This window comes from Phenylobacterium sp. (genome assembly GCF_004299445.1).
Classification (GTDB): Bacteria; Pseudomonadota; Alphaproteobacteria; order Caulobacterales; family Caulobacteraceae; genus Phenylobacterium.
Genome location: NZ_SCTC01000051.1, coordinates 13,899 through 38,779 on the forward strand (window position 1 = coordinate 13,899; position 24,881 = coordinate 38,779).

General features: G+C 68.3%; 23 protein-coding genes. 14 read left to right on the forward strand and 9 right to left on the reverse strand.

Annotated elements, in window-relative coordinates; translation table 11 throughout:
- Positions 1-271: 271 nt before the first annotated feature.
- From gmk to fabD, 7 genes are all read right to left on the reverse strand, one after another.
- Positions 272-994 (reverse strand): guanylate kinase, encoded by a 723-nt coding sequence (gene gmk, locus EPN98_RS13945; RefSeq protein WP_293363416.1) that lies wholly within the window; start codon positions 992-994, stop codon positions 272-274.
- A gap of 147 nt (positions 995-1,141) precedes the next feature.
- Positions 1,142-2,023, reverse strand: a complete 882-nt coding sequence (locus tag EPN98_RS13950; RefSeq protein ID WP_293363418.1) for a YicC/YloC family endoribonuclease — start codon at positions 2,021-2,023, stop codon at positions 1,142-1,144.
- Between the two features lie 106 nt (positions 2,024-2,129).
- A complete protein-coding gene (gene mltG, locus EPN98_RS13955; protein WP_293363419.1) occupies positions 2,130-3,119 on the reverse strand; it encodes an endolytic transglycosylase MltG in 990 nt (329 codons plus the stop codon).
- A 49-nt stretch (positions 3,120-3,168) separates the two neighbouring features.
- The gene (fabF, locus tag EPN98_RS13960) at positions 3,169-4,449 is read right to left on the reverse strand and encodes a beta-ketoacyl-ACP synthase II (protein ID WP_293363421.1); all 1,281 of its coding nucleotides are present in this window, start codon (positions 4,447-4,449) and stop codon (positions 3,169-3,171) included.
- 95 nt (positions 4,450-4,544) lie between these two features.
- Positions 4,545-4,784 (reverse strand): acyl carrier protein, encoded by a 240-nt coding sequence (locus tag EPN98_RS13965; RefSeq protein ID WP_293363422.1) that lies wholly within the window; start codon positions 4,782-4,784, stop codon positions 4,545-4,547.
- 121 nt (positions 4,785-4,905) lie between these two features.
- Positions 4,906-5,646 (reverse strand): 3-oxoacyl-[acyl-carrier-protein] reductase, encoded by a 741-nt coding sequence (fabG, locus tag EPN98_RS13970; protein ID WP_293363423.1) that lies wholly within the window; start codon positions 5,644-5,646, stop codon positions 4,906-4,908.
- Between the two features lie 8 nt (positions 5,647-5,654).
- Positions 5,655-6,599, reverse strand: a complete 945-nt coding sequence (fabD, locus tag EPN98_RS13975; protein WP_293363425.1) for an ACP S-malonyltransferase — start codon at positions 6,597-6,599, stop codon at positions 5,655-5,657.
- 85 nt (positions 6,600-6,684) lie between these two features.
- On the opposite strand from fabD, the gene EPN98_RS13980 reads away from it, so the two are divergent.
- Entirely contained in the window at positions 6,685-7,764 is a 1,080-nt protein-coding gene (locus EPN98_RS13980; protein ID WP_293363427.1) for a zinc-binding dehydrogenase, read from the forward strand.
- On the opposite strand, the gene EPN98_RS13985 is transcribed toward EPN98_RS13980, so the two are convergent.
- Complete coding sequence (locus EPN98_RS13985) at positions 7,761-9,026, reverse strand: tetratricopeptide repeat protein (RefSeq protein WP_293363428.1); 1,266 nt, start codon at positions 9,024-9,026, stop codon at positions 7,761-7,763. The two genes, EPN98_RS13980 and EPN98_RS13985, sit on opposite strands and share 4 nt — an antisense overlap.
- A gap of 457 nt (positions 9,027-9,483) precedes the next feature.
- On the opposite strand from EPN98_RS13985, the gene EPN98_RS13990 reads away from it, so the two are divergent.
- The 12 genes from EPN98_RS13990 to alr all read left to right on the forward strand — a co-directional run bounded on the left by EPN98_RS13990 (position 9,484) and on the right by alr (position 22,589).
- Positions 9,484-10,011, forward strand: a complete 528-nt coding sequence (locus tag EPN98_RS13990; protein WP_293363429.1) for a DUF4402 domain-containing protein — start codon at positions 9,484-9,486, stop codon at positions 10,009-10,011.
- A gap of 37 nt (positions 10,012-10,048) precedes the next feature.
- Complete coding sequence (locus EPN98_RS13995; protein ID WP_293363430.1) at positions 10,049-10,513, forward strand: hypothetical protein; 465 nt, start codon at positions 10,049-10,051, stop codon at positions 10,511-10,513.
- Positions 10,513-11,415 carry a hypothetical protein gene (locus EPN98_RS14000; protein WP_293363431.1) on the forward strand — a complete coding sequence of 301 codons (903 nt, stop codon included), beginning with the start codon at positions 10,513-10,515 and terminating at the stop codon, positions 11,413-11,415. The genes EPN98_RS13995 and EPN98_RS14000 overlap by 1 nt, the downstream gene beginning before the upstream one ends.
- 31 nt (positions 11,416-11,446) lie before the next feature.
- Positions 11,447-14,167: a hypothetical protein gene (locus tag EPN98_RS14005; RefSeq protein WP_293363433.1), complete on the forward strand. Its 2,721-nt coding sequence runs from the start codon at positions 11,447-11,449 to the stop codon at positions 14,165-14,167.
- A complete protein-coding gene (locus tag EPN98_RS14010) occupies positions 14,164-15,159 on the forward strand; it encodes a DUF4402 domain-containing protein (protein WP_293363434.1) in 996 nt (331 codons plus the stop codon). Before EPN98_RS14005 ends, EPN98_RS14010 begins: the two co-directional genes overlap by 4 nt.
- Positions 15,160-15,222: 63 nt before the next feature.
- Entirely contained in the window at positions 15,223-15,756 is a 534-nt protein-coding gene (locus tag EPN98_RS14015; protein WP_293363435.1) for a peroxiredoxin, read from the forward strand.
- A 180-nt stretch (positions 15,757-15,936) separates the two neighbouring features.
- The gene (rpsF, locus tag EPN98_RS14020) at positions 15,937-16,299 is read left to right on the forward strand and encodes a 30S ribosomal protein S6 (RefSeq protein ID WP_293363437.1); all 363 of its coding nucleotides are present in this window, start codon (positions 15,937-15,939) and stop codon (positions 16,297-16,299) included.
- 18 nt (positions 16,300-16,317) lie between these two features.
- On the forward strand, positions 16,318-16,593 hold the full coding sequence (rpsR, locus tag EPN98_RS14025) for a 30S ribosomal protein S18 (RefSeq protein ID WP_293363438.1): 276 nt from the start codon (positions 16,318-16,320) through the stop codon (positions 16,591-16,593).
- A gap of 13 nt (positions 16,594-16,606) precedes the next feature.
- Positions 16,607-17,191: a 50S ribosomal protein L9 gene (gene rplI / locus EPN98_RS14030; protein ID WP_293363439.1), complete on the forward strand. Its 585-nt coding sequence runs from the start codon at positions 16,607-16,609 to the stop codon at positions 17,189-17,191.
- A gap of 166 nt (positions 17,192-17,357) precedes the next feature.
- Positions 17,358-19,829, forward strand: coding sequence for a TonB-dependent receptor (locus tag EPN98_RS14035; RefSeq protein WP_293363441.1), 2,472 nt, complete (start codon positions 17,358-17,360; stop codon positions 19,827-19,829).
- A gap of 177 nt (positions 19,830-20,006) precedes the next feature.
- Positions 20,007-21,497 carry a replicative DNA helicase gene (locus EPN98_RS14040; protein ID WP_293363442.1) on the forward strand — a complete coding sequence of 497 codons (1,491 nt, stop codon included), beginning with the start codon at positions 20,007-20,009 and terminating at the stop codon, positions 21,495-21,497.
- Between the two features lie 6 nt (positions 21,498-21,503).
- Positions 21,504-22,589 carry an alanine racemase gene (gene alr, locus EPN98_RS14045; protein WP_293363443.1) on the forward strand — a complete coding sequence of 362 codons (1,086 nt, stop codon included), beginning with the start codon at positions 21,504-21,506 and terminating at the stop codon, positions 22,587-22,589.
- Here the strand turns inward: alr and EPN98_RS14050 are convergent.
- A complete protein-coding gene (locus tag EPN98_RS14050) occupies positions 22,586-23,752 on the reverse strand; it encodes a Yip1 family protein (RefSeq protein ID WP_293363445.1) in 1,167 nt (388 codons plus the stop codon). The two genes, alr and EPN98_RS14050, sit on opposite strands and share 4 nt — an antisense overlap.
- Before the next feature lie 142 nt (positions 23,753-23,894).
- Between EPN98_RS14050 and radA the strand changes: the two genes are divergently transcribed.
- Positions 23,895-24,881, forward strand: a 987-nt coding sequence (gene radA / locus EPN98_RS14055; RefSeq protein ID WP_293363446.1) for a DNA repair protein RadA, incomplete at its 3' end; no start/stop codon positions are given.

Sequence of the window (24,881 nt, forward strand, 5' to 3'; positions counted from 1 at the left end):
CGACTTCCCTAAATACCCCTGTAAGGAGAATTTTACCGATCTATTCTGAACAATTCCCCTCATCGGAGAAATCATCTCCGAGTTGTCTATACGGCGCAAGTTTAGGTTAAAGCGCACGGCGGCAGCATGACTAGCGCCTAACCTCAAGCGCGCCGCCAAGTCTCAGCCGGGGGAGATCGGCGTCGCGGGCACGGTCAGGCCGACCTCGCAGGCGACGCTGAGCGCCGCCTCCTGGCATTTCGCCCCAGTGTACGGCCGAGGACGCTCGCGCTTACTTCTGCACCGGCCGCAGCATCGTCGTCCGCGGCGGCGCGCCGCTGGGGTCATGCTCTCCGGCCGCCTCGGCCAGCAGGTCGGCGACGAAATCCGGCAGCCACGAGTTCCGCCCCGGCTTCATCCGCTCGGCGCGGTAGATGTGCTGCAGGTCGGCGTAGGCGCGGTCGAAGTTCTTGTTGACGATGACGTAGTCGTAGCTGCCCCAGTGCTGGATCTCGAGCTGACCCAGGCGCAGGCGCTGCTCCATGATCTGCTCCGAGTCCTGGGCGCGGGCTTTCAGGCGCCGCTCCAGGTCGCCCCATGAGGGCGGCAGGATGAAGACGCGGACCGCGTCGTTCGGGGTTTTCTCGGCCACCTGCTGGGCGCCCTGCCAGTCGATGTCGAAGATCACGTCGTGGCCGGCGTCCAGCGCGGCGTCCACCGGCGCACGGGGCGTGCCGTAGTAGTTGCCGTTGACGGTGGCGTACTCCAGCAACTCGCCGCGCCCGATCATCGCCTCGAACTGCTCGCGGGTCTTGAAGAAGTACTCGCGCCCCTCCTCCTCGCCCGGACGCGGCGCGCGCGTCGTGGCCGAGATCGAGAGGATCAGGCTGTCATAGTCGGCCACCAGGGTGCGGGTCAGCGAGGTCTTCCCCGCCCCGGCCGGACTGGACACCAGCAACAGCAGCCCCCGCCGCGTGGTCTCCCACGGCTTCGAATGATCGTCCGACGGACTCACCAACCCCACCCCCGAAGAGCCGCGAAGCGGCTCAGGTAAACCACAGAAAACACAGAAAACACGGAAGGAGCCGGGCTATCCCGAAGTCCGCGACCGGATTGGCCGCCTTCTGTGTCTTCTGTGGTTCCCATAGCGGCCTTCGGCCCCCTATTCCACATTCTGCACCTGCTCGCGGAACTGCTCGATGGTGGCCTTCAGGTCCAGGCCCACGGTGGTCAGGGCGCCCAGCTGGCTCTTCGAACACAGCGTGTTGGCCTCGCGCATGAACTCCTGGGTCAGGAAATCCAGCCGGCGGCCCACCGCCGCGTCGCTCGCCAGGAGGGTGCGGGCGGCGTCCACATGCCCGTTCAGCCGGTCGATCTCCTCGCGCACATCGGCCTTCACGGCCATGGCGGCGGCTTCCTGGACGATGCGTTCCTCGGTGGCCGCCTCGGCCGCCAGCTCCTTCAGCCGCGCCTCGAAGCGGGCCTTGATGGCGGCCGGCTGATCGGCGGCGATGGCGTGGGCCTGGGCCGACAGCTCGCCGATCCGGTCCACCTGCCCGCTCAGCACCGGCAGCAGCGCCGCGCCCTCCTGGCGGCGCGCGGCCAAAAGGCCGTCCAGCGCCACGCCGATCGAGGCGGCCATGGCGGCCTCCAGCTCGGCCTGCGCTTCGGGATCCAGCCCCGCGTCGTCGGCCTCGATCACGCCGCGCAGCGCCAGCAGGCCGTCCAGCCGGGGCGGCGCGACGCGGCCCGCGGTCACGAAGGGATTTCCGATCTCCAGGAAGCGCTCCAGCTGCGCGACGTTCACCCGCACCGAGCCGGCGCCCTCGCTGCGCTTGGCCTGCACGCCCACGGTCACCTGGCCGCGCTGGAACCGGCTCTGGGCGCCCTCGCGCGCCGCCCGCTCCAGCCCGTCGAACCCCGGCGGCCCCCGGAACCGCACGTCCATGTTGCGCCCGTTGACGCTGCGCGCCTCGACCGCCCAGGACCAAGCCCCCAGCGCCCCCTCGGCCCGCCCGAACCCCGTCATCCCGGAAATGGGCATCAGCGCGCTCCTTCCGATCTCGGCGCGCCAGCGCCGATCCTGTTCGTGTGGTTCGTGTGGTTCGTGGTCGAATCAAAGCGACGCTGACGCGCCACAGCGCCGGCCCTCATCGCCCGGCCCGTTCGCGTTCGATCTGGCGCCAGCGGGCGACGTTGCGCTGGTGCTCCTCGTAGGTCTCGGCGAACGCGTGGCCGCCCGTGCCGTCGGCGACGAAGAAGAGCTCGTTGGTCGAGGGCGGGTTCAGCACGGCCTCCAGCGAGGCGCGGCCCGGGTTGGCGATCGGCCCGGGCGGAAGGCCTGGGACCTTGTAGCTGTTCCATGGGCTGTCGGCGGCCAGTTCCGAGACGCGGATGCCGCGACCCAGCGGTCGGCCCTTCGTGAGGCCATAGATGATGGTCGGATCCGTCTGCAGCAGCATGCCCCTGCGCAGCCGGTTGACGAAGATCGCCGCCACCCGCGGCCGCTCAGACGCCACGCCCGTCTCCTTCTCCACGATCGAGGCCAGGGTCACCGCCTCGTCCTGGGTCGTGAACGGCAGGCCCGGCTGACGCTTGGGCCACAGCTCGGCCATCACCTCGTCGTGGGCGGCCTGCATGCGCCGGATCACCGCCTCGCGCGTCTCGCCCCGCTGGATCTCGTAGCTGTCGGGCAGGATCGAACCCTCGGGCGGCTCGGCGACGTCGCCGGTCAGCACCACTTCGCGGTTCAGGGCGTCCACCACCATGCCGCTGGTCCAGCCCTCGGGGATGGTCACCAGCCGTCGGACAACGCGCCCGGCGCGCACGTCGGCCAGCACCGAAGCCATCGAGGCGCCCGAGGCGATCTCGTACTCGCCGGCCTTGAGCTGACTCGCCGCGCCCGTCAGCCGGGCGGCCAGGTTGAACAGCGCGGCCGAGGAGATGACTCCGGCGTCCTTCAGGGTCTCGGAAATGCGCCCGACGCCCGCGCCGCGCTCGAGCACGACGGCGGTCACCTCGCCGTCCCTCGCCTTGGGCCCCGGGCCGGCAAAGCTCCACACCGCCGCCAGGGCCAGCAGCAGCGCAACGCCGGCTGCAGCGGCCCCGCCACGGAACGCCACCTTGCGCCGGCGGCTCATCGGCCCCTCCTCCGCCTTGGGATGGCGAGACCGGGGGCCGCGTCCGGCGTCACGCGTACTTCTTGAAGATCACGCAGGCGTTGGTGCCGCCGAAGCCGAAGCTGTTCGACATGGCCACGTCGATCTTCATCGGCTTGGCCTTGTGCGGCACGAGGTCGAGGACCGTCTCAACGTCGGGGTTGTCGAGGTTGATCGTCGGCGGAGCCACCTGGTCGCGGATCGCCAGGATCGCGAAGGCCGCCTCCAGCGCGCCGGCGGCGCCCAGCAGGTGGCCGGTCATCGACTTGGTCGACGACATCGCCTTGCCCGGCGCCGAATTGCCCAGCAGGCGCTCGACGGCCCCCAGCTCGATGCCGTCGGCCATGGTCGAGGTGCCGTGAGCATTGACGTAGTCGATGTCGGCGGCCTGCAGGCCTGAGTCCTTCAACGCCGCCGTCATGGCGCGGAAGCCGCCGTCGCCATCCTCGCTGGGGGCGGTGATGTGATAGGCGTCGCCCGACAGCCCGTAGCCCGCCACCTCGGCATAGATCTTCGCGCCGCGGGCCTTGGCGTGCTCCAGCTCTTCCAGCACCAGCACGGCCGCGCCCTCGCCCATGACGAAGCCGTCGCGGTCCTTGTCGTAGGGCCGGCTGGCCTTCTCGGGCGTGTCGTTGAAGGCGGTGGCCATGGCGCGGCAGGCGATGAAGCCCGCGATGCCGACCGGGACCACGCTGGCCTCGGCGCCGCCGCAGATCATCACGTCGGCGTCGCCGTACTTGATCAGCCGGGCCGCGTCGCCGATGGCGTGGGCGCCCGTGGCGCAGGCCGTCACCACCGCGTGGTTGGGGCCCTTGTAGCCGTAGCGGATCGAGACCTGGCCCGAGATCAGGTTGATCAGGGCCGAGGGAATGAAGAACGGGCTGACCTTGCGGGGGCCGCGCTCATGCAGCTCGATGGCCGTCTCGGCGATGGTGCCCAGGCCGCCGATGCCCGAGCCCAGCATGACGCCGGTGCGCTCGCGGCCCTCATCGTCCTCAGGCAGCCAGCCCGCGTCCTTGACCGCTTCATCCGCGGCGGCGACGCCGTATAGGATGAAGTCGTCGACGCGCCGGCGGTCCTTGGCCGACATGGTCTGGTCGGGGTCGAAGCTGCCCTCGATGTCGGGGCCGCCGCCGCCGCGACCGTCGACCCGCGGCACTTCGCAGGCGATCTTGCAGGCGTAGTCCGTGGTGTCGAACGCCGTGATGGCCCCGGCGCCGGACGTACCCGCCAGGATCTTCTTCCAGGTCAGTTCCCGGCCTTGCCCCAGCGGGGTCAGGAGACCGATGCCGGTGACGACGACTCGACGCATGTGCTGGCCTCAAAAGCGAACCGCCGCGCCTCGAGGTTCTACCCAGGGGACGCGGCGGCTCTTTGAAACGATTCTAGGTCGCGCGCGGGGGGCTGTTAGGCGCCCAGTCGCTCGGCGATGAATTTCACCGCGTCGCCGACCGTCTGGATGTGCTCGGCGGCGTCATCCGGAATCTCGATATCGAACTCTTCCTCGAACGCCATGACCAGCTCGACGTTGTCGAGGCTGTCGGCGCCCAGGTCGTCGATAAAGCTGGCCTTCTCGGTCACCTTCTCGGGGTCCGCATCGAGATGCTCAATAACAATCTTGCGGACGCGTTCAAGGACGTCGGACATTCGTAGGGTCCCTCAGGGGTTAGTCAGGTCATTGCATCGGCGACGGCGACGGTGAAGTCAACTGTCGCTTGGGCGTTCAAATCCGCGGGGCGGTTAGCACGTTCCCCGCTACAGGCGAAAGTCAGATCATCACCATGCCGCCGTTCACATGCAGCGTCTGGCCGGTGACGTATCCCGCTTCGTCCGACGCCAGATAGGCGCATGCGGCGGCCACGTCACCCCCCGAGCCCAGCCGACCAGAGGGGATCTTGCTCAGGATGGCTTCCTTCTGCGCATCGTTCAGCCCGTCGGTCATCGGGCTCTCGATGAAGCCCGGGGCGACGCAGTTCACGGTGATGCCGCGGCTGGCGACTTCCTGGGCCAAGGCCTTGGAAAACCCGATCATTCCAGCCTTGGAGGCGGCGTAGTTGGCCTGGCCGGGGTTGCCCATCACGCCGACGACCGACGTGATGCCGATGATGCGGCCGAAGCGGCGCTTCATCATCCCGCGCATGGCCGCGCGGCTGAGCCTGAAATAGCTCTCCAGGTTGACCTTGATCACGGCCTCCCAGTCGTCGTCCTTCATGCGCATCAGCAAGCCGTCCTTGGTGATGCCGGCGTTGGCCACCAGGATGTCCAGCGGCGCCCCGCCGGCCTTCTCGGCGGCCTCGACAAGGCCATCCACGGCGGCCGAATCGGCGAGGTTCGCCGACGCGACAGCGGCCCGTTCCTTCAGGCTGGCGGCCAGGTCCTGCAGCACCGCCTCGCGGGTGCCCGAAAGCACGACATTGGCCCCGCGGGCGTGCAGGGTCTTTGCGATCTCGGCGCCAATGCCCCCGGTGGCGCCGGTGACGAGAGCGGTCTTGCCGGTAAGGTCGAACATGCTGCCTCTCAGAACGACTTGGCGAAGGCTTCGAGGTCGGCCGGGCCGTTGAGCGGCACAGCCTCGGCGTCTGGGGCGATGCGCTTGGCCATGCCCGAAAGCACCTTGCCTGCGCCGGCCTCGGCGAAGCGGGTCACGCCGCCGGCTTCCGCCATCCAGACCATGCTCTCGCGCCACCGAACGCGGCCGGTGACCTGCTCGACCAGCATCCGGCGGATCGCCTCGGGGTCGTTGGTCGGCTGGGCGGTGACGTTGGCCACGAGCGGCGCGCGAGGGCTGACGATGGTCGCCGACGCCAGGGCCTCGGCCATCTCGTCGGCGGCAGGCTGCATCAGCGGACAGTGGAAGGGCGCCGACACGTTGAGCGGGATCGCGCGCGCGCCCAGCTCCTTGGCCTTCTCGATGGCCCGGTCGACCGCGGCCTTGTCGCCGGAGATCACCACATTGCCGTTGTTGTTGTCGTTGGCGACGACGCAGACGCCCACCTCGGATCCGGCCTTGGCGGCTTCTTCGGCCAGCGCCAGGTCGGTCTTGGGGCCAATCAACGACGCCATGGCGCCCTGCCCAACCGGCACAGCGCGTTGCATAGCCTGGCCGCGCAGCTTCAGCAGGCGCGCAGTGTCCGACAGGCTGATCGCGCCCGCCGACGCCAGCGCCGAATACTCACCCAGGCTGTGACCGGCGACGAAGGCGGCCTTCTCGACGGCGACGCCGAAGTCTTTCTCCAGCGTCCGCATGATGGCCACGCTGACGGCCATCAGCGCCGGCTGCGCGTTCTCGGTTAGGGTGAGCTGGTCTTCGGGACCGCCCTTCATCAAGGCCGAGAGCTTTTGGCCTAGCGCCTCGTCCACTTCCTGGAAGACTTCCCGGGCGGAAGCGAAGGCATCAGCTAAGTCTTGGCCCATGCCGACGGCCTGACTGCCTTGTCCGGGGAAGAGAAAGGCGAGGGTCATGCGATCCCGCTCCTAGTGAGTCCGAGGCGCGAGGGTTAGGGGATAGAGGCAGCGCAGACAAGAATGACGAGTTGGGGAGTAATCCATGAAAGCTGTGATCCGACGGGATAAGCGCCTGGTCTGTGACGAGATCGCCGACCTGACCCCTGGCGCCGGCCAGGTCCTCGTGAAGACCCTGGCCTGCGGGATCTGCGGATCCGACCTGCATGCGCTGCATCACATGGAGCACATGATCGACCTGTCGCGCCGCGCCGGCGCGCCCGATAACGGCTTCGATCCGGCCGCCGACACGGTGTTCGGCCACGAGTTCTGCGCCGAGATCTTGGATCATGGTCCCGGCTCGCCCAAGACCCTGAAGGCCGGAACCCGTGTGGTCAGCGTGCCCGTAACCCTGCACGGCGCCGGCATGGAGGCCCTGGGCTTCTCGAACCGTCTGCCGGGCGGCTTCGCGGAGCAGATGCTGCTCACCGAGGCGATGGTCCTGGAAGTCCCAAATGGTCTGCCCACCGACAAGGCCGCCCTCACCGAGCCGTTCGCGGTCGGCGCTCACGCGGTCGCCAAGGCGAAACTCGAGCCGAAGTCGGTCTCCCTCGTCGTCGGTTGCGGTCCTGTGGGCCTGGCGGTGATCGCCGGGCTCAAGGCCAAGGGTCACGGTCCGATCATCGCCGCCGACTTCTCCCCGCGCCGCCGCGCCGCCGCCGAGAAGCTGGGCGCCGACATCGTCGTCGACCCCGCGGTCGAGAATCCGCATGAACGCTGGGAGACCTTGGGCGTGCCGCGCAGCCGCGCCGCCCAGTCCATGATGCGGATGATGGGCAACACCATCGCCCAGCCGGTGGTGTTCGAATGCGTGGGCTCCCCGGGCGTCCTCCAGTCGCTGATCGAGGCCGCGCCCGCCGGCGCGCAGATCGTCGTCGCGGGCGTCTGCATGGAGACCGACAAGATCGAGCCCTCGATCGCCATCACCAAGGAAATCGAACTGACCTTCGTGTTCGGCTACACGCCCGATGAGTTTGCGCTGACCCTGCGCCAGCTGGCCGAGGGGATCATCGATGTGGATGGCCTCGTGACCGGCTCTGTAGGCCTGGGCGGCGTGGCGGGCGCGTTCAAGGCCCTGGGCGACCCGGAAGCCCACGTGAAGATCCTGGTGAAGCCGAACGGCTAACGACGCGCCAGTTCGGGGTGATCGCGAAGATAGGCGGCCGCGGCGGCCCGCAGCTGCGGCGTCGCCACGCCGTCGGCGGGCCCGACATAGTACCCTTGCCGGGCCAGCAGCGTCTGCGTCTCGGCCAAGGTCGTTGCCGGGGGCACAAGAGGGTCGGGTTCACGATCCGCCGCGGGGGCCAGACCGGGCCGGAAGGCGACGGAATCGCGATCCAGCCCCGCGCGCTCAGCCGCTGACAGTCGGCCTTCCAATTCCACCTGCTTCTCGCGCGCCGCCAAATCCCCGGCGTTCGCGGCGATGGAGAACCAGCGATAGGCCTCGCGCAGATTGCGCGACACGCCCCGCCCGGACTCGTACAGCAGGCCGAGGTTGAACTGGCTGTCGACCACGCCCCGCTCGGCGGCGCGACGAAACCAGGCCGCGGCTTCCTCGACGTCTCGCGGCCCGCCGTCGCCCTCGGTCAGGAATAGCCCAAGGTTGTGCATGGCGACGCGATTGCCGCCGCCCGCCGCCCGCCGCGTCCAGAGCCTCGCGGCTGCAAGATCCCGGGGAAGTCCCGCTCTCGCGGTTTCGTAGAGGCCTGCCAGTTGAAGTTGCGCGTCGGGGTCTCCTGCCTCGGCGAGACCGGTGAGCCTCGGCAGCGCATCGGCCTCCCCGCGAGCCAGGGCCGCCTGGACGGCCGCGAGCGAGTCCCTCGACGCCGCCGTCGCCGTCAGGGTCGCTGGCGCACCCGCGCCTGTTGCGATTGGCCTCGCGAATGGCTGTGGCGAGCTCAATCCAGGTCGCAGAGGGAGAACCGGGCGGTGCACCCGAAGGCCTTCGACGACAATTGCGGGCATGAGGTCAGGCTTGGCGGCCACCACCGCGGCCGCCCCCGAAACCGCCAGCGCGGCCAGGGCCGCAGCCACCACCAGGATCGCGCGCACCGGCCCTGGGTCTGGGACGGCCTGCGTGGCGTCCAGCGCATCGAGCGTCGCGGCATGGCACGCGGCCTCGGCGTCGAGACGGGCCGAAAGCCTCGCCAGCGCGGCCACGAGCTGGTCGATCCGACCCTGGGACTGCGCCTCGGACTTGGCGAGGCGCCCCGCCAGAACGTTGAGCGCCTCGACCAAGGACTGGGCTGTCGACGCCGAAAAGGCCTCGCCCCCAGCGCCCGCCAGACGAGCCTCGAGGCGCACCAGGATGCCGCGCATGTCCTCAATCGCGCGGACCGTGCGCTCGTCCTCAAGCCCTGTCGGGATGGGCCAGCCGCCCTCCGCCATCTCTACTCCGTCCGCTGGCGTCCCGGGGAACGCGCAGGTCTGCACGCGCATGGTGTGGGGCAGGAAACGCTCCCATTTCTCTGGGACGCCAGACTCCATGCCAAGTCAGCACTTCCATACTGCGCCAGGCCGCCAAGGACAGCTACGGGATTCGCCTGTAGCGGGTGAAGCCTGGACCTAGCCCTCTTCTTCTGCATACCCTTGAGAAACAAATATTGCGGGCTCAAGAACTGAGGCTACCCGGAACTGAGGGCTCGACAATTGACCGTAGGCGAGTTGGGTAGGCGCCAACTTGACAGTGAAGGGGCGCAGTTCTACGCACGCAAGATGGCTAACGGATGGTAAAGGCGAGCGCCACAACCTCCGGCGTCATCTCGCTCTACTTTTCCCCAATCAGGGGAATATTTGTCTCATTGCGTTGGTTCGGGACCGCGCAAGCAAAAGTCGGGAGTGCCAAATGAAGCTCCGTATCGCCCTCGTCGCAGTAACCGCCGTCAGTGCGGCCGCCCTCTCGGCTGAGGCCGCGCCAGTGAGCGGCAACACCACGGCGCAGGCCAGCATCGTCGCACCGAACCAGGTGAACGCCACCCGCGCGCTGCAGTTCGGTTCTATCGCAAAGCCGACGACCGGCTCAAACACGGTCACCGTCGCGTCGGCGGCGTCGGGCGCCGCGACGCCCACGCTGACGGGCGGTGGCAACGCGTTCATTCCCACCTCGGGCCAGGCCGCTGCAGCGACCTTTCGGATCACGGGAACGGCCAATCAGACCTACTCGGTCACCAACAACACCCTGACCTTCCCGACCGCCGGCGCGAACCTGACGGGCATCGGCTCGGAAAGCCCCGTCGCCGCCAGCGGGACGCTGAATACGCTGCCCGGTTCAGGCCAGGACGACCTGTTCATCGGCGGCCACTTCGACATTTCGCCGACTACGGCCGTTAACACCTACAATGGTACGCTGAGCATCACCGTCGACTTCAACTGATCGGGGGCCGGCAAGCCGGCCTACAGGTTTCCCGAGCATGATCCGAGCCGCCGTCATCGCCGTCGCGTTCGCCGCCGCCACGCCGGCCGCGGCCCTCGAGGCGCGCGCGCAGGCCCGGGCGACGATCCTGGACCCGGCTATGCTGCGGCTGGTCTGGCCGGCGGCCTTGCCCACCGTGATCGGCTCAGCGGATGGCGCGCGCTTCGTGGGCCGCATCCCATCCATGGGTATGGCGATGATGATGCCGGCCAACGCGCGGCTGGTGATCCAGCGCCAGGATGAAGTCGGCGAAACGGCGCCGACGGGCTTCGAGGTTGTGAGCGCCGGTCCGGGCCGCGGCTACATCGTGCGGACCAGCTACACCCGCGACGCCCTCCAGTCTCTTGACGGCCTGATCGTCGGCGGCGCCCTGCCCGGCAGCGCGGCCGCCAGCATCGATGTGGCGCGGAACCCCGCCGTCGCCTCGACGCAGGCGCTCATGGTCGTGGTCCAGTACAACTGATGCGCCTGGCCATCGCCCTGGCTCTCGCGCTGTCAGCGAGCGCCCTGGCCGGTCCCGTGATCGCCCAGCCGGCCGGCGCGACGCCCTCGGTCAGCGCTTTCCTCAACATCACACCCAAGCGCCTCACCTTTGATCGCAACCGGCGCAACGGCACGGTCTACCTGCTGAACCAGGGCGCCGGTCCGGTGACCGTGGACATTGCGCTGGTCGACCGTGTGATGCTGCCCGACGGCCAGATCGCTCCCGTGACCGAGGCTGAGCGGCGTCAAGACGTGAAGGCGGCCGCCGCGGCGCTGAAGTCGGCCCATGATCTGCTGCAGGTCTCGCCACGCCGGGTGACCCTGCAGCCCGGCCGCCCGCAGACGGTGCGCGTCCGCCTATCGACCCTGCCAGACGCCGCCGCCGGCGAGCATCGCAGCCACCTCACCGTCACGACTCTGCCGCCACCGGACACGGGCGTTACGGCCGAGTCCGCGGCCGCGGGCGCCGCGCCCAGCGACTTGCGCTTCCAGATCACAGCCGTTTACGGCCTATCGATCCCGCTGATCGTGCGCCCCGCCGACGCCCAGGTGGGCGCGACTCTGGAAGGCGCGCGGCTGGAATACGGCGAGGCTCCCGGCGACGAACGCGCGCCGGCGCGTCAGATCGCCGTGGTCGCCCTGGACGTCGTCAGGGGCGGCGGCAGTTCCGTGTACGGTAATTTCGAAGTGCGTGTGGTCGGCGCGGCGAAGAGCGCCGATCCGCTAGGGATGGCGCGAGGGGTCGGCGTCTATCCCGAGGTCGCACGCCGGTCCGTCCGGATCCCACTTACCCGTCCGCCGGCTCCCGGCGAGCGGCTGGAAGTGACCTTCACGGACGACGACACGTCACCGGGGAAGGTCCTTGCCAAGGTCGCGCTCTAGCTGCGCGGCGCCTCTGGCGGCCGCGTTCCTTGTGCTTGCGCCATCCGCCGCGGTGGCCGCTGAGCCTGCGCCCGCGAGTCCGCCGGCCAACCGCAGCTACGCCAGCGTCGATCCCGCCAGCCTGCTTCTGTTCTCGGTCACCCTGGACGGCGCGACGCTCACCGAGGGACTTGGCGCCTACGGATTGGCGACCGACCCGCTGATCCCCATGGGCGAACTCGCGCGCCTGCTGGAAGCCGACATCGACGTGGCCCCGGTGGAGCGGCGGATCACCGGACGCTTAGGCCAGGCCCGGGCGCCGCTTTTGGTCGACCTGAATGCCGGACTGGCGCGCGCCGGCGGGCGCGAGTTCGCGATCGGCGAACGGGACGCGGCGGTTACGCCGACGGAAATCTATCTCCGAACCTCGGTGGTGCAGCAGCTCCTGGGCCTGACCGTCGAGGTGGCCGACGACGAGCTGACCTTGCGGATGCGGGCGGCCGAGAAGTTTCCCGTCCAGGCTCGCCTGGAGCGTCAGGCGCGCCGTCCCGATCAGGGCCAGCCCGGGCAAAGCAACGAGGCGACGCTGAAGGTCGTCGAGCCCTACGCCTTCTTCACCCCGCCCGGTTTGGACGTCGTGCTCGACGGCGGCCTGCAGACGGGCGGCAACAACAGCACGTTCCGCTACGACCTGCGCTTCGCAGGCGACCTATTCTGGTCGAACCTGCAGGGCTACCTCGGCTCGGACGAGGAGGGGCGCGCCACGAACGCCCGGGTCATGCTCCAGCGGCGTTCCCTTGAAGGCGACATGCTGGGACCGTTCCGGGCTCGCGAGGTCAGTGTCGGGGATGTCTTCTCGCCGGCGCTGACCATGGGCGCCCGCAGCGTCGCAGGGGCCGGCTTCACCTTCTCGACCGCGCCGCTGGAGCAGGCCAGCGTCTTCAATCGCATCGACCTGCGCGGCGAGCTGCCCCCAGGCTACGACGTCGAGCTCTATATCAACGACGTGCTGCGGAACAGCACGAACCAGTCGATCAACGGCCGCTACGAGTTCCGCGACATCCCGCTGTCGCCCGGCATCAACGTGGTCCGGGTGGTGACCTATGGCCCGCGCGGCGAGCGCCTTGAAGAGGTGCAGGTCGTCAACGTCGGCGCCGCCCTTCTGCGGCGCGGCGAGGCGCAGATGGCCTTCGGGATCGTGGACCAGGACACCCCCCTGTTCCGACCCCGCCGATCGAGCCGTCCGCTCATCGGCGACCCCAGGCTTTTCGCGAACCAGGGTGCGCGGGCGGTGGTGTCGGTTAACTACGGCCTCACCGACCTGATCAGCCTCACCGCCGGCGCCGCGCGGATTCCCCAACCGGGGGGCGGTGCGCTGGGCGTCTATAGCCTGGGCGGCCGCACCTCTCTGTTCGGTCTCGCCACCCAGCTGGACGCCGCCTGGAACGGGGACGGCGGCGCGGGCGTCTCCGTGGGCGCCGCCGGCCAGTTCGGGCCGCTTTCGGCGGTCCTGCGACACGCCGAGTACCGCGACGGCTTTGTCGACGAGACGAACCTGTCGTTCGACGCGCGCTATCGCGTCGATCGGCGCAGCGAACTGACCGTGGACTCCAGCGTGAACCTGCGCGGCCGTATCGTGCCGATCTCGATGCGCGTGCTCACCAACAACTACGAAGGCGGGTCGTATGATGTGATCGCTGCCGGCCGGGCCTCATCGGGGATCGGCGCGGTCCTGTTGTCGGCCGGCCTGGAGTACGAGCGCCGCCACATGCGGCCCGCCGCGAGCGACGAGACGCTCAAGGGCTACATCACGGCCTCGACCTTTCGAAGCTACAAGTGGCAGGTGCGAACCTCGCTGGACTACGACGTCCTGCCCGACCTCAAGGCGCGCTTTCTCAGCCTGACGGTCGACCGGCGGCTCTCCGACACCTGGTCGGTGCGCTTCGGCCTGGGCCAGCCGCTGGACAACACACATGACTGGAACGTCGTCGCCTCCAGCATCTACGCCACACGGTATGGCGACTTCGCCCTGACCGGCGAGTACGACAACACCGACGCGGACTGGCGCGTCGCCGCACAATGGAGCTTCGGCCTGGGCTTTGATCCCGAACGCAGTCGCTACAACATCCTGCGCACCGGTCCGGGCTCAGGCGGCTCGGTGCTGTTCAACGCCTTCCTCGACGAGAACGGCGACGGCGTCCGCCAGGCCAGCGAGGCGGCTGCGCCCAACGTCGCGCTTGAGGGGGCGGCTCGCGGCGCGCTGACGGGCCGGGACGGACGTGTCCTGGTCACAGGCCTGGGCGCCGGCCCCACCGCGTATATGGATGTGAACCTGGAGAAGCTGGACAACCCGGCGGTCGCCACCCCGCCAACGAAGGTCCAGCTGCGGCCGAGGCCTGGCCGCACGGCGCGGGTGGACTATCCGATGCGCCCGACCGGCGGCGTCATGGTCAAGGTCGAACTGCTGCGCGACGACGGTCAGCGGGTAGGCCTGGCGTCCGTCCGGGTCCAGCTGGTGCGGCCCGGCTCGCCGCCAGTGGACGGCGTCACCGAGTTCGACGGCTCGGCGATGTTCGATGCCGTCCCGGTCGGGAACTGGCGCCTGCAGCTGGAGCCGCTGCAGGCCGCCAAGCTGCGGATGCGGCTCGAGAACGACGCGGTGATCGACATTCAGGGCAACGGCGACATGGCGCCGGACGTCGTCGTCCAGGTGCGGTTCGATCCGCCGCTGGCCGACACGACCGTCGCCGCGACCGACGGAGGGCCACGATGATCCGCCGCCTCCTCCTTGGGCTGATCGCAGTCTGGGCGACGCCGTTCGCGGCCGCGGCCGCGACATGGACCGTCAACGTCACCGGGCCGATCGAGCTGGGCTCGGTCGGCGCGGCGGTCACCGGCGACACCGTTTTCCGCGTCGACTCGTCGTCGGGCGCCGTCACCGTGGTCAGTGGCGCAGGCCGCCGCCTCACCAGCGGCAGCGCCCGGGTGCAGGTCGACGTGTCGTGCCGTCCCGCCCGCGGGAACGACAACGCCTGCGTCAACAACAACGTTATGATGCGCGTTGGCGTGATCGGAACGGTGACGGGACGGGCGCGGGCGTTCACCGCCTTCAACGTCACCATGGGCACGGCGAGCCTGGTCTCGGGCCCGACAGGCTCCAACCCGCTGCAGTTCACCCTGACACCCGTGGGCAACAACACAGTCAAGACGTTCTTTATCGGCGCCGATTTCCCTGTGGCGGGGGATGATTCCGGCCTGACCAGCGGCCTCGGCGAGAACGGCTTCTACGCCTACGCGGTCGACGCGGGCGGCGCGACGCTCGCCGGCGACGCCGACAAGGGCAAAGTGACCGTCTACCGCTCGCTCGCGGTGGCCAAGACCGCCGACCTGAACTTCGGTCGCATCCAGCTCCCGACCAGCGGCAGCAGCACGATCACCCTAAACGCCACCAACGGGAATCGCAGCGTCAGCGGCAACGCCTTCGCCTATCCGACGCCGGCGCCCACGCGCGGCGCCTTCACGATCTCGGGCGAAGGCGGCCAGCAGGTGTCGCTGTCTATTCCGACAACGATCCAGATGGCTTCGGGCGCCAACACACTGAGCGTCAACGTCACCAACAACGCACAGACCACGCCCCGCCTGTCGGGGAATCTTGGGGCCGCGGGGACCTACGATTTTGCGGTCGGAGGCAGCTTTTCGATCACGACGACGACCCCTGTGGGTTCCTACTCGGGCATCCTCACCGTGAGCGTCGACTACAACTGAGCCTTTCTCTAGAGTAGGTGGTATAGACCTCCCTGCCTGCCGCTACCGAAGGATCTTCGAGCCATGACCCGTCTCGCCCTGCTCGCGGCCGTCGCCGCGCTCGCCGCCACCCCGGCCCTCGCCGCGCTGAAGGAGGGGGCCAAGGCGCCCGATTTCACCCTCCAGGGCTACCAGGCCGGCAAGGCGCTGACCTTCTCGCTGGCCGACGCCCGCAAGAAGGGGCCCGTGGTGCTCTACTTCTTCCCGGCCGCCGACACCGCCGGATGCAACATTGAGGCGAAGATGTTCGCCGACGCGATGCCCCAGTTCGCGGCCAATGGCGCGACGGTCGTGGGCGTCACCGCCGGCAAGCTGGACCAGCTCCAGAGAATCTCGGCCGAAACCGACAAGTGCTCGGGCAAGTTCCCGGTCGCCGCCGACCCGGGCGCCAAGGTCGCCAAGGAATACGACGCGACCCTCCCGGCCGGCATCTCGAACCGCACCTCGTACGTGATCTCGCCCTCGGGCCAGATCCTGCACGTGCACTCCGAGATGAACCCGACCCAACACGTGAGCGAGACGCTGGGCGCCGTGAAGGCCTGGAAGGCCAAGAAGTAGTCTTTCGCGAACGGCCGGGCGCGAAGGCAAGACCCTTGCCTGCGCTCGGCTTTTCCCCTATGAGCGCGCCTCTTCACGGAAGGCGGTCCCTCGCGAAATCACTCGCGGCCTGGGATCCATCGTAGCCGGCGGACTTCCGCTTGCCGGCCGCGCCGCCTTCCACAACGGAAGAAGGAAAACATGGCGCTCTACGAGCACGTCGTTATTTCGCGGCAGGATATCTCGCCGCAACAGGCCGAAGCCCTCAACGATCAGCTGAAGCACCTCATCGAGGAAGGCGGCGGCAACGTCGCGAAGATTGAGTACTGGGGCCTTCGCAACCTCACCTACCGGATCAAGAAGAACCGCAAGGGTCACTATTCCCTGCTCGCGATCGACGCCCCGGCCGACATCGTGAAGGAAATGGAACGCCAGCTGTCGATCAACGAAGACGTGCTGCGCTACATGACCGTTCGCGTCGATGAGCTCGACCTCGAGCTTTCGCCGATCCTCGCCCGCCGCGATCGCGACCGCGAACGCCGCGACGACGCCCCGCAATTCTAAGAAAGGGAGGCTCATCACATGACTGACGAAACCTCCACGGCCCCGGCCGCCGGCGCTTCCGCGGCTGGCGCTCGCCGTCCGTTCTTCCGCCGCCGCAAGGTCTGCCCGTTCTCCGGCGCCAACGCCCCGAAGATCGACTACAAGGACGTGAAGCTGCTCCAGCGCTACGTCTCCGAGCGTGGCAAGATCGTGCCCAGCCGCATCACCGCGGTCTCCGCCAAGAAGCAACGCGAGCTGGCCAAGGCCATCAAGCGCGCCCGCTTCCTGGCGCTGCTCCCCTACGTCGTGAAGTAAGGGAGAGGCACAGATGAAAGTCATTCTGCTCGAACGGCTCGAAGGCTGGGGCGTCCTGGGTGACGTCGTCACCGTGAAGGACGGCTACGCCCGCAACTTCCTGCTGCCCCGCCAGAAGGCGCTCCGCGCCAACGCGGCGAACCTCAAGGTGTTCGAGGCGCAGCGCGCCGAGATCGAAGTTCGCAACGCCAAGGCCAAGGACGCCGCCGGCAAGGCCGGCGAAAAGCTGGACGGCACGTCCTACATCATGATCCGCCAGGCCGGCGAGAGCGGTCAGCTCTACGGTTCGGTCGCGGGTCGCGACGTGGCCGATGCGGTCAACGCCGAAGGCGGCAAGATCGAACGCTCGATGGTCGTGCTGGACAAGCCGATCAAGACGCTCGGCCTGCACGAAGTGAAGGTGCGCCTGCACTCGGAAGTGACGGTCACCGTCACCCTGAACATCGCGCGCAGCCAGGACGAAGCCGAGCGCCAGGCGCGCGGCGAGAACGTGATCAACGCCCAGTTCGAAGAAGAGCGTGAAGCTGCCGAACTGGCCGCCGCCGACATGCTCGAAGGCGGCGCTGGCTCGCACGAGATGTCCGGTTACGACTCCTAAGGGGTCCGATCCACGCGACACAACCGACGGCGCGGGACCCCTGGTTCCGCGCCGTTTGTTTTGCCCTGTTGCAATATTGTCATTTCCGTCAAAAGCAAGGGTACCTAGCTTCACCTGATGAAGGCCCGGGGATTGCACCACCCGGCCGCCACTCCAGGGGAACGACATGCGCCACCGTCACCTACTCTTCGCTGCGGCTTCCGTCGCAAGCCTGCTGGCCGTCGACACGGCCTATGCCCAGGCCTCCGAATCCGAAGTTGGCGAAGTGATCGTCACCGGCACTCGCGTCGCCAACCGCTCGGCGCTGCAGACGGCGGCGCCCGTCGACGTCATTGGCGGGGCCGAGCTGACGAAGTCCGGCATCACCGAGGTGAACCAGGCGCTGTCGATCGCCCTGCCCTCGTTCAACTTCCCGCGTCCCGGTCTGGCCGACGGCACCGACACCATTCGCCCGGCGACCCTGCGGGGCCTCGCCCCTGACCAGACGCTGGTCCTGGTCAACTCCAAGCGGCGCCACTCCGCCTCGCTGGTCAACATCAACGGCACCATCGGCCGCGGCTCGTCCGCCGTGGACCTGAACACTATCCCTTCGTCCATGGTGCAGTCGATCGAAGTGCTGCGTGACGGAGCCTCGGCCCAGTATGGCTCGGACGCCATCGCCGGTGTGATCAACGTGCGCCTGCGCGACGCCCGCGAGGGCGGGAACATCACTGCGACCTACGGCGAGCGCCTGACGCGCGTGAAGACCCTGGTCGACGCGCCGCCTGCGGGGGCGAATTACACCGTCGCCGACAAGGCCAACTACACGCGCCACGACGGCGAGACGATCAACTTGAACGGCTGGGTCGGCCTGCCACTCGGAGACGCCGGCCACGTCACGGTCGGGGCCGAGTATCTCGACCAGAAGAAGACCATCCGCACCGCGCCCGACTGGCGGCGCCAGTACTCGGCCACCGGCCCCTTCGATCCGCGTGAGGCCACCTTCAACCGCTACAATGCCTGGTTCGGCGAACCCGACCTCGAGCAGTGGACCATCTTCGCCAACGCCGGCTACGACGTGTCGGACGCCACGAAGCTCTATGGCTGGGCCAGCTACCAGAACCGCGACTCGCTATCGGCCGGCTTCTTCCGCCGCGCCTTGGACGATCGCAACATCACCGCGATCTATCCCGACGGCTTCCTGCCTCTGATCAACCCGGAGGTCACCGACCTCTCGCTGGCCGGCGGCGTCGAGTGGAAGCTAGGCGAGTGGGACATGGACACCTCACTGGTCTACGGCCGCAACAAGATGGAATTCACCATCCGCAACACGTTGAACCGGTCGATCGGCCCGACCAGCAAGACGGTCTTCGACGCCGGCGGTTTCGAATACGACCAACTGGTCGGCAACATCTCGGCCGTTCGCGCTTTCGATGTGGGCCTCTCGTCCCCGCTGAACGTGGCGGCCGGCGTTGAGCTGCGTCGCGAAGGGTATGAAATCTTTGCCGGAGAGCCGGATTCGTATCGCAACGGCGGCGCCCTGCTGAACGGCGCGCCCACCGCCTCGGGCGCCCAGGTCTTCCCGGGCTTCCGGCCGGCCAACGAAGTCGACAAGCACCGCACCTCGGTCGGCGCCTACGTCGACCTGGAGGCGAACGTCACCGAGAAGCTGCTGGCCTCGGGCGCGATCCGCTTCGAGCACTACTCGGACTTCGGCGAGACGGTCACCGGCAAGGTCGCGCTGCGCTATGACATCAACGACGCCTTCGCCATTCGCGGCTCGATCCAGAACGGTTTCCGCGCGCCGTCGCTGCAGCAGCAGTACTTCGCGACCACCTCGACCAACTTCATCAACGGCGTTCCGTTCGATATCACCACCTTCCCTGCCACCGATCCGGTCGCGCGCGCCCTTGGCGCCCAGCCGCTGGACGCCGAAGAGTCGATCAACTACGCCGCCGGCGTCGTCTTCCGCTCGGGCGCCTTCAGCCTGACCATTGACGGCTATCGGATCGAGGTCGACGACCGCATCGTGCTGTCCGAGAACCTGACCGCCGCGAACGTCCGGGCCTTCCTCACGGCCCAGGGCTTCATCGGCGTCGGCGGGGGCCGCTTCTTCATCAACGGCGTCGACACCACCACCAAGGGCGTCGACATCATCGCCAACTACAAGGTGACGACCGACGAGATGGGGCAGTTCGCCTTCACGCTGGGCGCCAACTTCAACAGCACCAAGGTCACCAAGGTGCCGGCCACGCCACAACTGGCGGCGCTGAGCCCGGCGCCCATCCTGTTCGACCGCGTCAACGTGCTGACGTTCGAGGAAGGCACCCCGGACTCCAAGTTCACCGGTTCGATCGACTGGTCGAAGGATGCTTTCGGGGCGACCGTGCGGGCGACCCGATACGGGGGCGTGCTGGTCCCCGGCACCACACTTGCCAATGACATAGACCTCGACTCCGCCGTGCTCATCGATCTGGAAGCCCGTTGGAATGTGGTCGAGAATGTGCGGCTGACGGTCGGCGCGGACAACGTCTTCGACGAGTATCCGACGAAGCTCCCGCCACGCCTCAACACGACGTCGAACACGCCGTTCTCCAACTATTCCCCGTTCGGTCGCTCAGGCCGGTACGTCTATGGACGGGTGTCCGTGAGCTTCTAGCCACGCCGACTTACGTCCGATTCTGACGGCGGCGCGGGCGATGAGTCCGCGCCGTTTCCGTTGGAGTGCGACCGCATGGCGCAGCTTTATCCACAGGCTGAAATTGGGTGTGGACGGGGATCGAAATATGTCCGGCCACGCCGTGATCCCGACGCCTGCGACCGCTAACGATACCCCATGGCTCTCGTCCCGGCTCTCGATCTGCGTCCCGTGAATTCCGACGTCCCGATGACGCGCGCGCCCGCCAACGTCGAGGCTGAGCAGGCGCTGCTGGGGGCGCTGCTGTACGACAACGCCGCGTTCGAACGTCTGGGCGACCATCTGCAGGCGCGGCACTTCTACGAGCCCTTTCACCAGCGTCTGTACGCGGCGATCGAGACCAACATCCGCAAAGGCCAGCTGGCCGAGCCGATCCTGCTGGCGGAGCAGTTCAGCCGCGATCCCGCGTTCGAGGAACTGGGCGGCGTGCGCTACCTTGCGGATCTCGTTGATCGCGCCCCGCCTGCCGCCAACGCGCCCGACTACGCCAACGCCGTCTACGACCTGGCGCTGCGTCGAGACCTGATCCGCATCGGCGGCGACATCGCGACGACGGCCCAGCAAAGCGACGCCGAACTGGACGCGCGAGACCAGATCGAAGCCGCCGAGCAGCAGCTCTACCAACTGGCGGAGACTGGCGGCGTCTCGTCGGGCTTCGTGAACTTCGCCGACGCGCTGCGCGGCGCCGTGGCCATGGCCGCCGAAGCCCACAGCCGAGACGGCGGCCTGGCCGGCCTCTCCACCGGCCTGATCGACCTCGATCAGAAGATCGGCGGCATGCACCCCTCCGACCTGATGATCCTGGCCGCCCGTCCCTCGATGGGGAAGACCTCCCTGGCCTGCAACATCGCCTTCGACGTGGCCCGCCACTACGCCTGGGAGCCGCAGCCGGACGGGTCGAAGAAGACCGTGGCCGGTGGCGTCGTGGCGTTCTTCTCGCTCGAAATGTCCGCCGAGCAGCTCGCCATGCGTCTCCTGGCCGAGGCCTCTGGCGTGTCGGGCGACCGCCTGCGCAAAGGCGAGATCGACGCCATGGAGTTCGGCCGCATCCGCGACGCCGCGCTCGAGATCCAGGAAGCCCCGCTTTACATCGACGCGACGGGCGGCATCACCCTGGCCAAACTCACGGCCCGTGCGCGCCGCCTGAAACGGATGGTCGGCCTGGACCTCATCATCGTCGACTACCTCCAGCTGATCACCACCGGCGCCGGCGGACCCGAGAACCGGGTCCAGGAAGTCTCGATGATCACCCAGGGTCTCAAGGCCTTGGCGAAGGAACTTTCCGTGCCCGTCATGGCGCTCTCGCAGCTGAGCCGCCAGGTCGAGAACCGCGAGGACAAGAAACCCCAGCTGTCCGACCTGCGGGAATCCGGTTCGATCGAGCAGGACGCAGACATGGTGATGTTCGTGTACCGCGAGGAGTACTACCTCAGCCGTCTGGAGCCCCGCGAGAACACTCAGGAGCACTTCGACTGGCAGACCAAGATGGACGAGGTGAAGGGCCTGGCCGAAATCATCATCGGCAAGCAGCGTCACGGCCCCATCGGCACCGTGCGGCTGTCGTTCAACTCCGATACGACCAAGTTCGGCAATCTGGCGCGTGACACGAGCCGCTACGATCCGCATTAGGCGGACATGACGTCGCCCGACCGCGCCCGACTCACGATCGACCTCGACGCGCTGGCGCACAATCGCTCTGTTATCGCGCAGGCGGCCGAGGGCGCCGAGGTGGCCGCGGTCGTCAAAGCCGATGGCTACGGACTGGGCGCGGGCCCCCTCGCCCGGCGGCTCTGGACCGAAGGCACGCGCACCTTCTTCGTCGCCCGACTGAGCGAAGGTGAGGCGCTGCGCGCCGAACTGGGCGACCGGGACGCCACGATCTACGTCCTGGACGGCCTTCTGCCGCGCACGGCCGAGCGCTTCGACGCCGCGCGATTGACCCCGGTGATCGCCACCCTCCCCCAGGCCCAGGCCGCTGTAGCCCTCGCCGCAGCGCGGGGGCGCTATGAGGCGGCCCTCCAGGTCGATACGGGGATGAACCGCCAAGGCCTGTCGTTCGACGAGGTCGCCGCCCTGATCAACGCGCCGGGCGGCCTGCGCGCCCTCGATATTCGCCTACTGGTCAGCCATCTGGGCTCGGCCACCGAGCCGGGTGAAGCGCGCAATTCGCAACAGCTGGCGCGCTTTCGCGAGGCCCATGCGCTGTTCCCCGGCGTACGGACCAGCCTTGCGGCCTCGGCCGGCGCGTTCATGGGTCCGGACTACGCCTGCGACATGGTCCGCGCGGGCATCAGCCTCCTGGGGGGCGGGCCAGAGGAACGGCCCGATCCTCGGCTCAAGGCCGTCGCGACCCTCACCGCCCCGATCCTGGATATCCGCAACCTGAGGCCAGGCGACCGCGTCAGCTATGCGAACGCCTACACCGCCACGCGTCCGATGCGGATCGCGGTCGTCGGTGCGGGCTATGCCGATGGCGTGATCCGCGGCGCGATGGGCAAGGGCCATGCGTGGGCGGCGGGCGCATTGCGACCCTTGCTGGCCGTGAACATGGACCTGTTGGTGATCGATCTCGGCGAGGGTCAGGCCGCCATCGGCGATCCGGTAGAACTCGTGGGCCCACACGCCCTCGTGGACGACCTGGCGGCCGCCGCCGGCACCGTGGCCCACGAGGTGCTCTGTCGGCTGAGCCACCGGGCAGAGCGCGTCTACCGGGGCGCCTAACCCTTGGCCGCCGCCTCCAGGCGCGAGATCCCAACGGCATCCACCGCCGCCTTCAGTTCGTCCATGGTCACGCCATTGCCGCTGGCCTCGACCATGAAGCGCTCGCCGACGAGAACGCTGTACTCGCCGCTCCTAGCCTGGCGATCATAGCTCTCCTGCGTCATGCGTCCGTTCACGACCCCGGTCTTCTCGTACCCCGTCGCTGTCTCCTTGGACGACGTCATGTTGACGGCGCCCGCGATGCTGGCCAGCGCGCCGGCCTGGCCGATGTCGGTGACCTTGAGCTTCAGGTTCGACTCCCCGCGTGTGTACTGCGCCTCGGCCTGCGAGCCCTCGATCCCCGCTGCCGACGCTGTCGAGCCGCTCACTTCGGTGCGGGTGAAGCCCGCGATGCTCGCGGGCAGATAGGCCTTCAGCGAGTCGGGGTCGGTGGCCGTGACAGCCTCGCTGTTCTCGATCGCCTTCGCCGCGGCCTGCAGCTTGCCAAGGTCGACCGAGCCTTCCCCGCCCGGGAGCTTCACCGTGCCACTGACCTGCGCCCCATCCATCATTCCGCGGCCAGCGCCGGTCAGGGTCGCGACCGAGCCCAGCACCATCGCGACAATGATGCTGATCACGAGGGCCACGAGGATCACGACGCCCGTGTAGGGCAGCGCCTTGTCCTGAGGCGCTTTCATCAACTTGGGCAGGCCAAGGTAAAGCAGGAACAGGCTGTAGAGACCCACGAGTCCCAGGATCAAGAGGGCGGGGAAGATCGAGAAGATGCCTGCCACCCAGGCTGCCGTGTAAGAATAGGCGGCGACCTTGAGGGCCTGGTTCTGGTCCTTGGCGCCGCCGAACGAGGGCGCCAGGCCGTCGATGATCAGCGCCAGCACGTACACCATCGCCAGCGACAGGCCGTACATCAGGACGGCCTGCACCACGGCGGTGACCGGCGACCACTTCAAGACGATGCCGAACGCGCCCGCGCCGAAAACGGTCATGCCGATCGCCTGGGCGATGGCCGGAATCGCCGCCAGGGGCATGATGTAGCCCGTGTAGAGGCTGGCGACCGTCGGCCGCTCGCCGTCGATCGCATCCCAGGTCGGACCGGGCTTGAGGAGAATATCCTTCACCCGCTGCACGAGACCTGCGCCCGCCGAACCCGGCTCCACCACGCTCATAGTTCTCTCTCCCAGCCCCAGGTTGGCTTCGCGTCCCCGATACCCCGACCCTATCTCAGCGGCAGGCGACCACAAGCGCTCGCACAGACCCGGCTCCCGCGGTCGGGTAGACTTGGCCACATTCGAATCACCTGGAGACCTCATGGCCCGCGACGGCGCCGTCTATGCCTGTCAGTCCTGCGGCGCCGTGCAGACGCGCTGGTCCGGGCAGTGCCCGGCCTGTGGCGCATGGAATACCCTGGTCGAGGAGCTGACCACCCGCGCGCCCGGCGCGATGAAACCGACCAAGGCGACCAAGTCGCGCCATCTGGCCTTCGAAGGCCTGGACGAGTCGACGCCAGCCCCGCCCCACATCGCCACAGGCGTCGAAGAGTGGGACCGGGTCTGCGGTGGCGGCGTGGTGCCGGGCTCGGCCATCCTCGTCGGTGGCGACCCGGGCGTCGGCAAGTCAACACTTCTGCTCCAGGTGGCGGCCAGTGCGGCGCGTCGAGGCGCTCGCTGCGCCTACATCTCGGGCGAAGAGGCCGTCGAGCAGGTGCGCAGCCGCGCCCAGCGCATGGGCCTGGGCGACGCCCAGGTGAAGCTGGCGGCCGAAACCAGCCTGCGCATCATCGTCGACGCGCTGAAGGCCGAACCGTTCGACCTCGTCGTGATCGATTCCATCCAGACCATGTGGAGCGACGCGCACGAGGCCGGCCCCGGCTCGGTAACCCAGGTGCGGGCCGCAGCGGGCGAACTGGTGCGGCTGGCCAAGAAGCGCGGCGTCGCCGTCATCCTGGTCGGCCACGTGACCAAGGAGGGCACGATCGCGGGTCCGCGGGTGGTCGAACACATGGTCGACGCCGTCTTCGCTTTCGAAGGCGAGCGCGGATATCCGTTCCGCATCCTCCGCGGCGCCAAGAACCGGTTTGGAGCGACCGACGAGATCGGCGTCTTCGAGATGGGCGACGCAGGGCTCGCCGAAGTGAAGAATCCCTCCGCGCTCTTTCTCAACACGTCCGGCGAGCGGGCCGCCGGCGCAGCGGTCTTCGCGGGCATCGAAGGCTCGCGGCCGGTGTTGGTGGAGATTCAGGCGCTCGTCGCACCCTCGGCCTACGGCACGCCGCGCCGCGCCGTCGTCGGATGGGAC

Bases quoted from the DNA above. Each gene is read 5' to 3' on its own strand.
- EPN98_RS14040 (WP_293363442.1), top strand. From the start codon at position 20,007: ATGGCTCTCGTCCCGGCTCTCGATCTGCGTCCCGTGAATTCCGACGTC.
- EPN98_RS13990 (WP_293363429.1), top strand. From the start codon at position 9,484: ATGAAGCTCCGTATCGCCCTCGTCGCAGTAACCGCCGTCAGTGCGGCC.
- EPN98_RS13950 (WP_293363418.1), bottom strand. From the start codon at position 2,023: ATGCCCATTTCCGGGATGACGGGGTTCGGGCGGGCCGAGGGGGCGCTG.
- EPN98_RS14000 (WP_293363431.1), top strand. From the start codon at position 10,513: ATGCGCCTGGCCATCGCCCTGGCTCTCGCGCTGTCAGCGAGCGCCCTG.
- alr (WP_293363443.1), top strand. From the start codon at position 21,504: ATGACGTCGCCCGACCGCGCCCGACTCACGATCGACCTCGACGCGCTG.
- EPN98_RS13980 (WP_293363427.1), top strand. From the start codon at position 6,685: ATGAAAGCTGTGATCCGACGGGATAAGCGCCTGGTCTGTGACGAGATC.
- fabF (WP_293363421.1), bottom strand. From the start codon at position 4,449: ATGCGTCGAGTCGTCGTCACCGGCATCGGTCTCCTGACCCCGCTGGGG.
- EPN98_RS13995 (WP_293363430.1), top strand. From the start codon at position 10,049: ATGATCCGAGCCGCCGTCATCGCCGTCGCGTTCGCCGCCGCCACGCCG.
- EPN98_RS14015 (WP_293363435.1), top strand. From the start codon at position 15,223: ATGACCCGTCTCGCCCTGCTCGCGGCCGTCGCCGCGCTCGCCGCCACC.
- rpsF (WP_293363437.1), top strand. From the start codon at position 15,937: ATGGCGCTCTACGAGCACGTCGTTATTTCGCGGCAGGATATCTCGCCG.
- mltG (WP_293363419.1), bottom strand. From the start codon at position 3,119: ATGAGCCGCCGGCGCAAGGTGGCGTTCCGTGGCGGGGCCGCTGCAGCC.
- EPN98_RS14010 (WP_293363434.1), top strand. From the start codon at position 14,164: ATGATCCGCCGCCTCCTCCTTGGGCTGATCGCAGTCTGGGCGACGCCG.
- EPN98_RS13965 (WP_293363422.1), bottom strand. From the start codon at position 4,784: ATGTCCGACGTCCTTGAACGCGTCCGCAAGATTGTTATTGAGCATCTC.
- EPN98_RS14050 (WP_293363445.1), bottom strand. From the start codon at position 23,752: ATGAGCGTGGTGGAGCCGGGTTCGGCGGGCGCAGGTCTCGTGCAGCGG.
- fabG (WP_293363423.1), bottom strand. From the start codon at position 5,646: ATGTTCGACCTTACCGGCAAGACCGCTCTCGTCACCGGCGCCACCGGG.
- EPN98_RS14035 (WP_293363441.1), top strand. From the start codon at position 17,358: ATGCGCCACCGTCACCTACTCTTCGCTGCGGCTTCCGTCGCAAGCCTG.
- EPN98_RS13985 (WP_293363428.1), bottom strand. From the start codon at position 9,026: ATGGCGGAGGGCGGCTGGCCCATCCCGACAGGGCTTGAGGACGAGCGC.
- fabD (WP_293363425.1), bottom strand. From the start codon at position 6,599: ATGACCCTCGCCTTTCTCTTCCCCGGACAAGGCAGTCAGGCCGTCGGC.
- rpsR (WP_293363438.1), top strand. From the start codon at position 16,318: ATGACTGACGAAACCTCCACGGCCCCGGCCGCCGGCGCTTCCGCGGCT.
- rplI (WP_293363439.1), top strand. From the start codon at position 16,607: ATGAAAGTCATTCTGCTCGAACGGCTCGAAGGCTGGGGCGTCCTGGGT.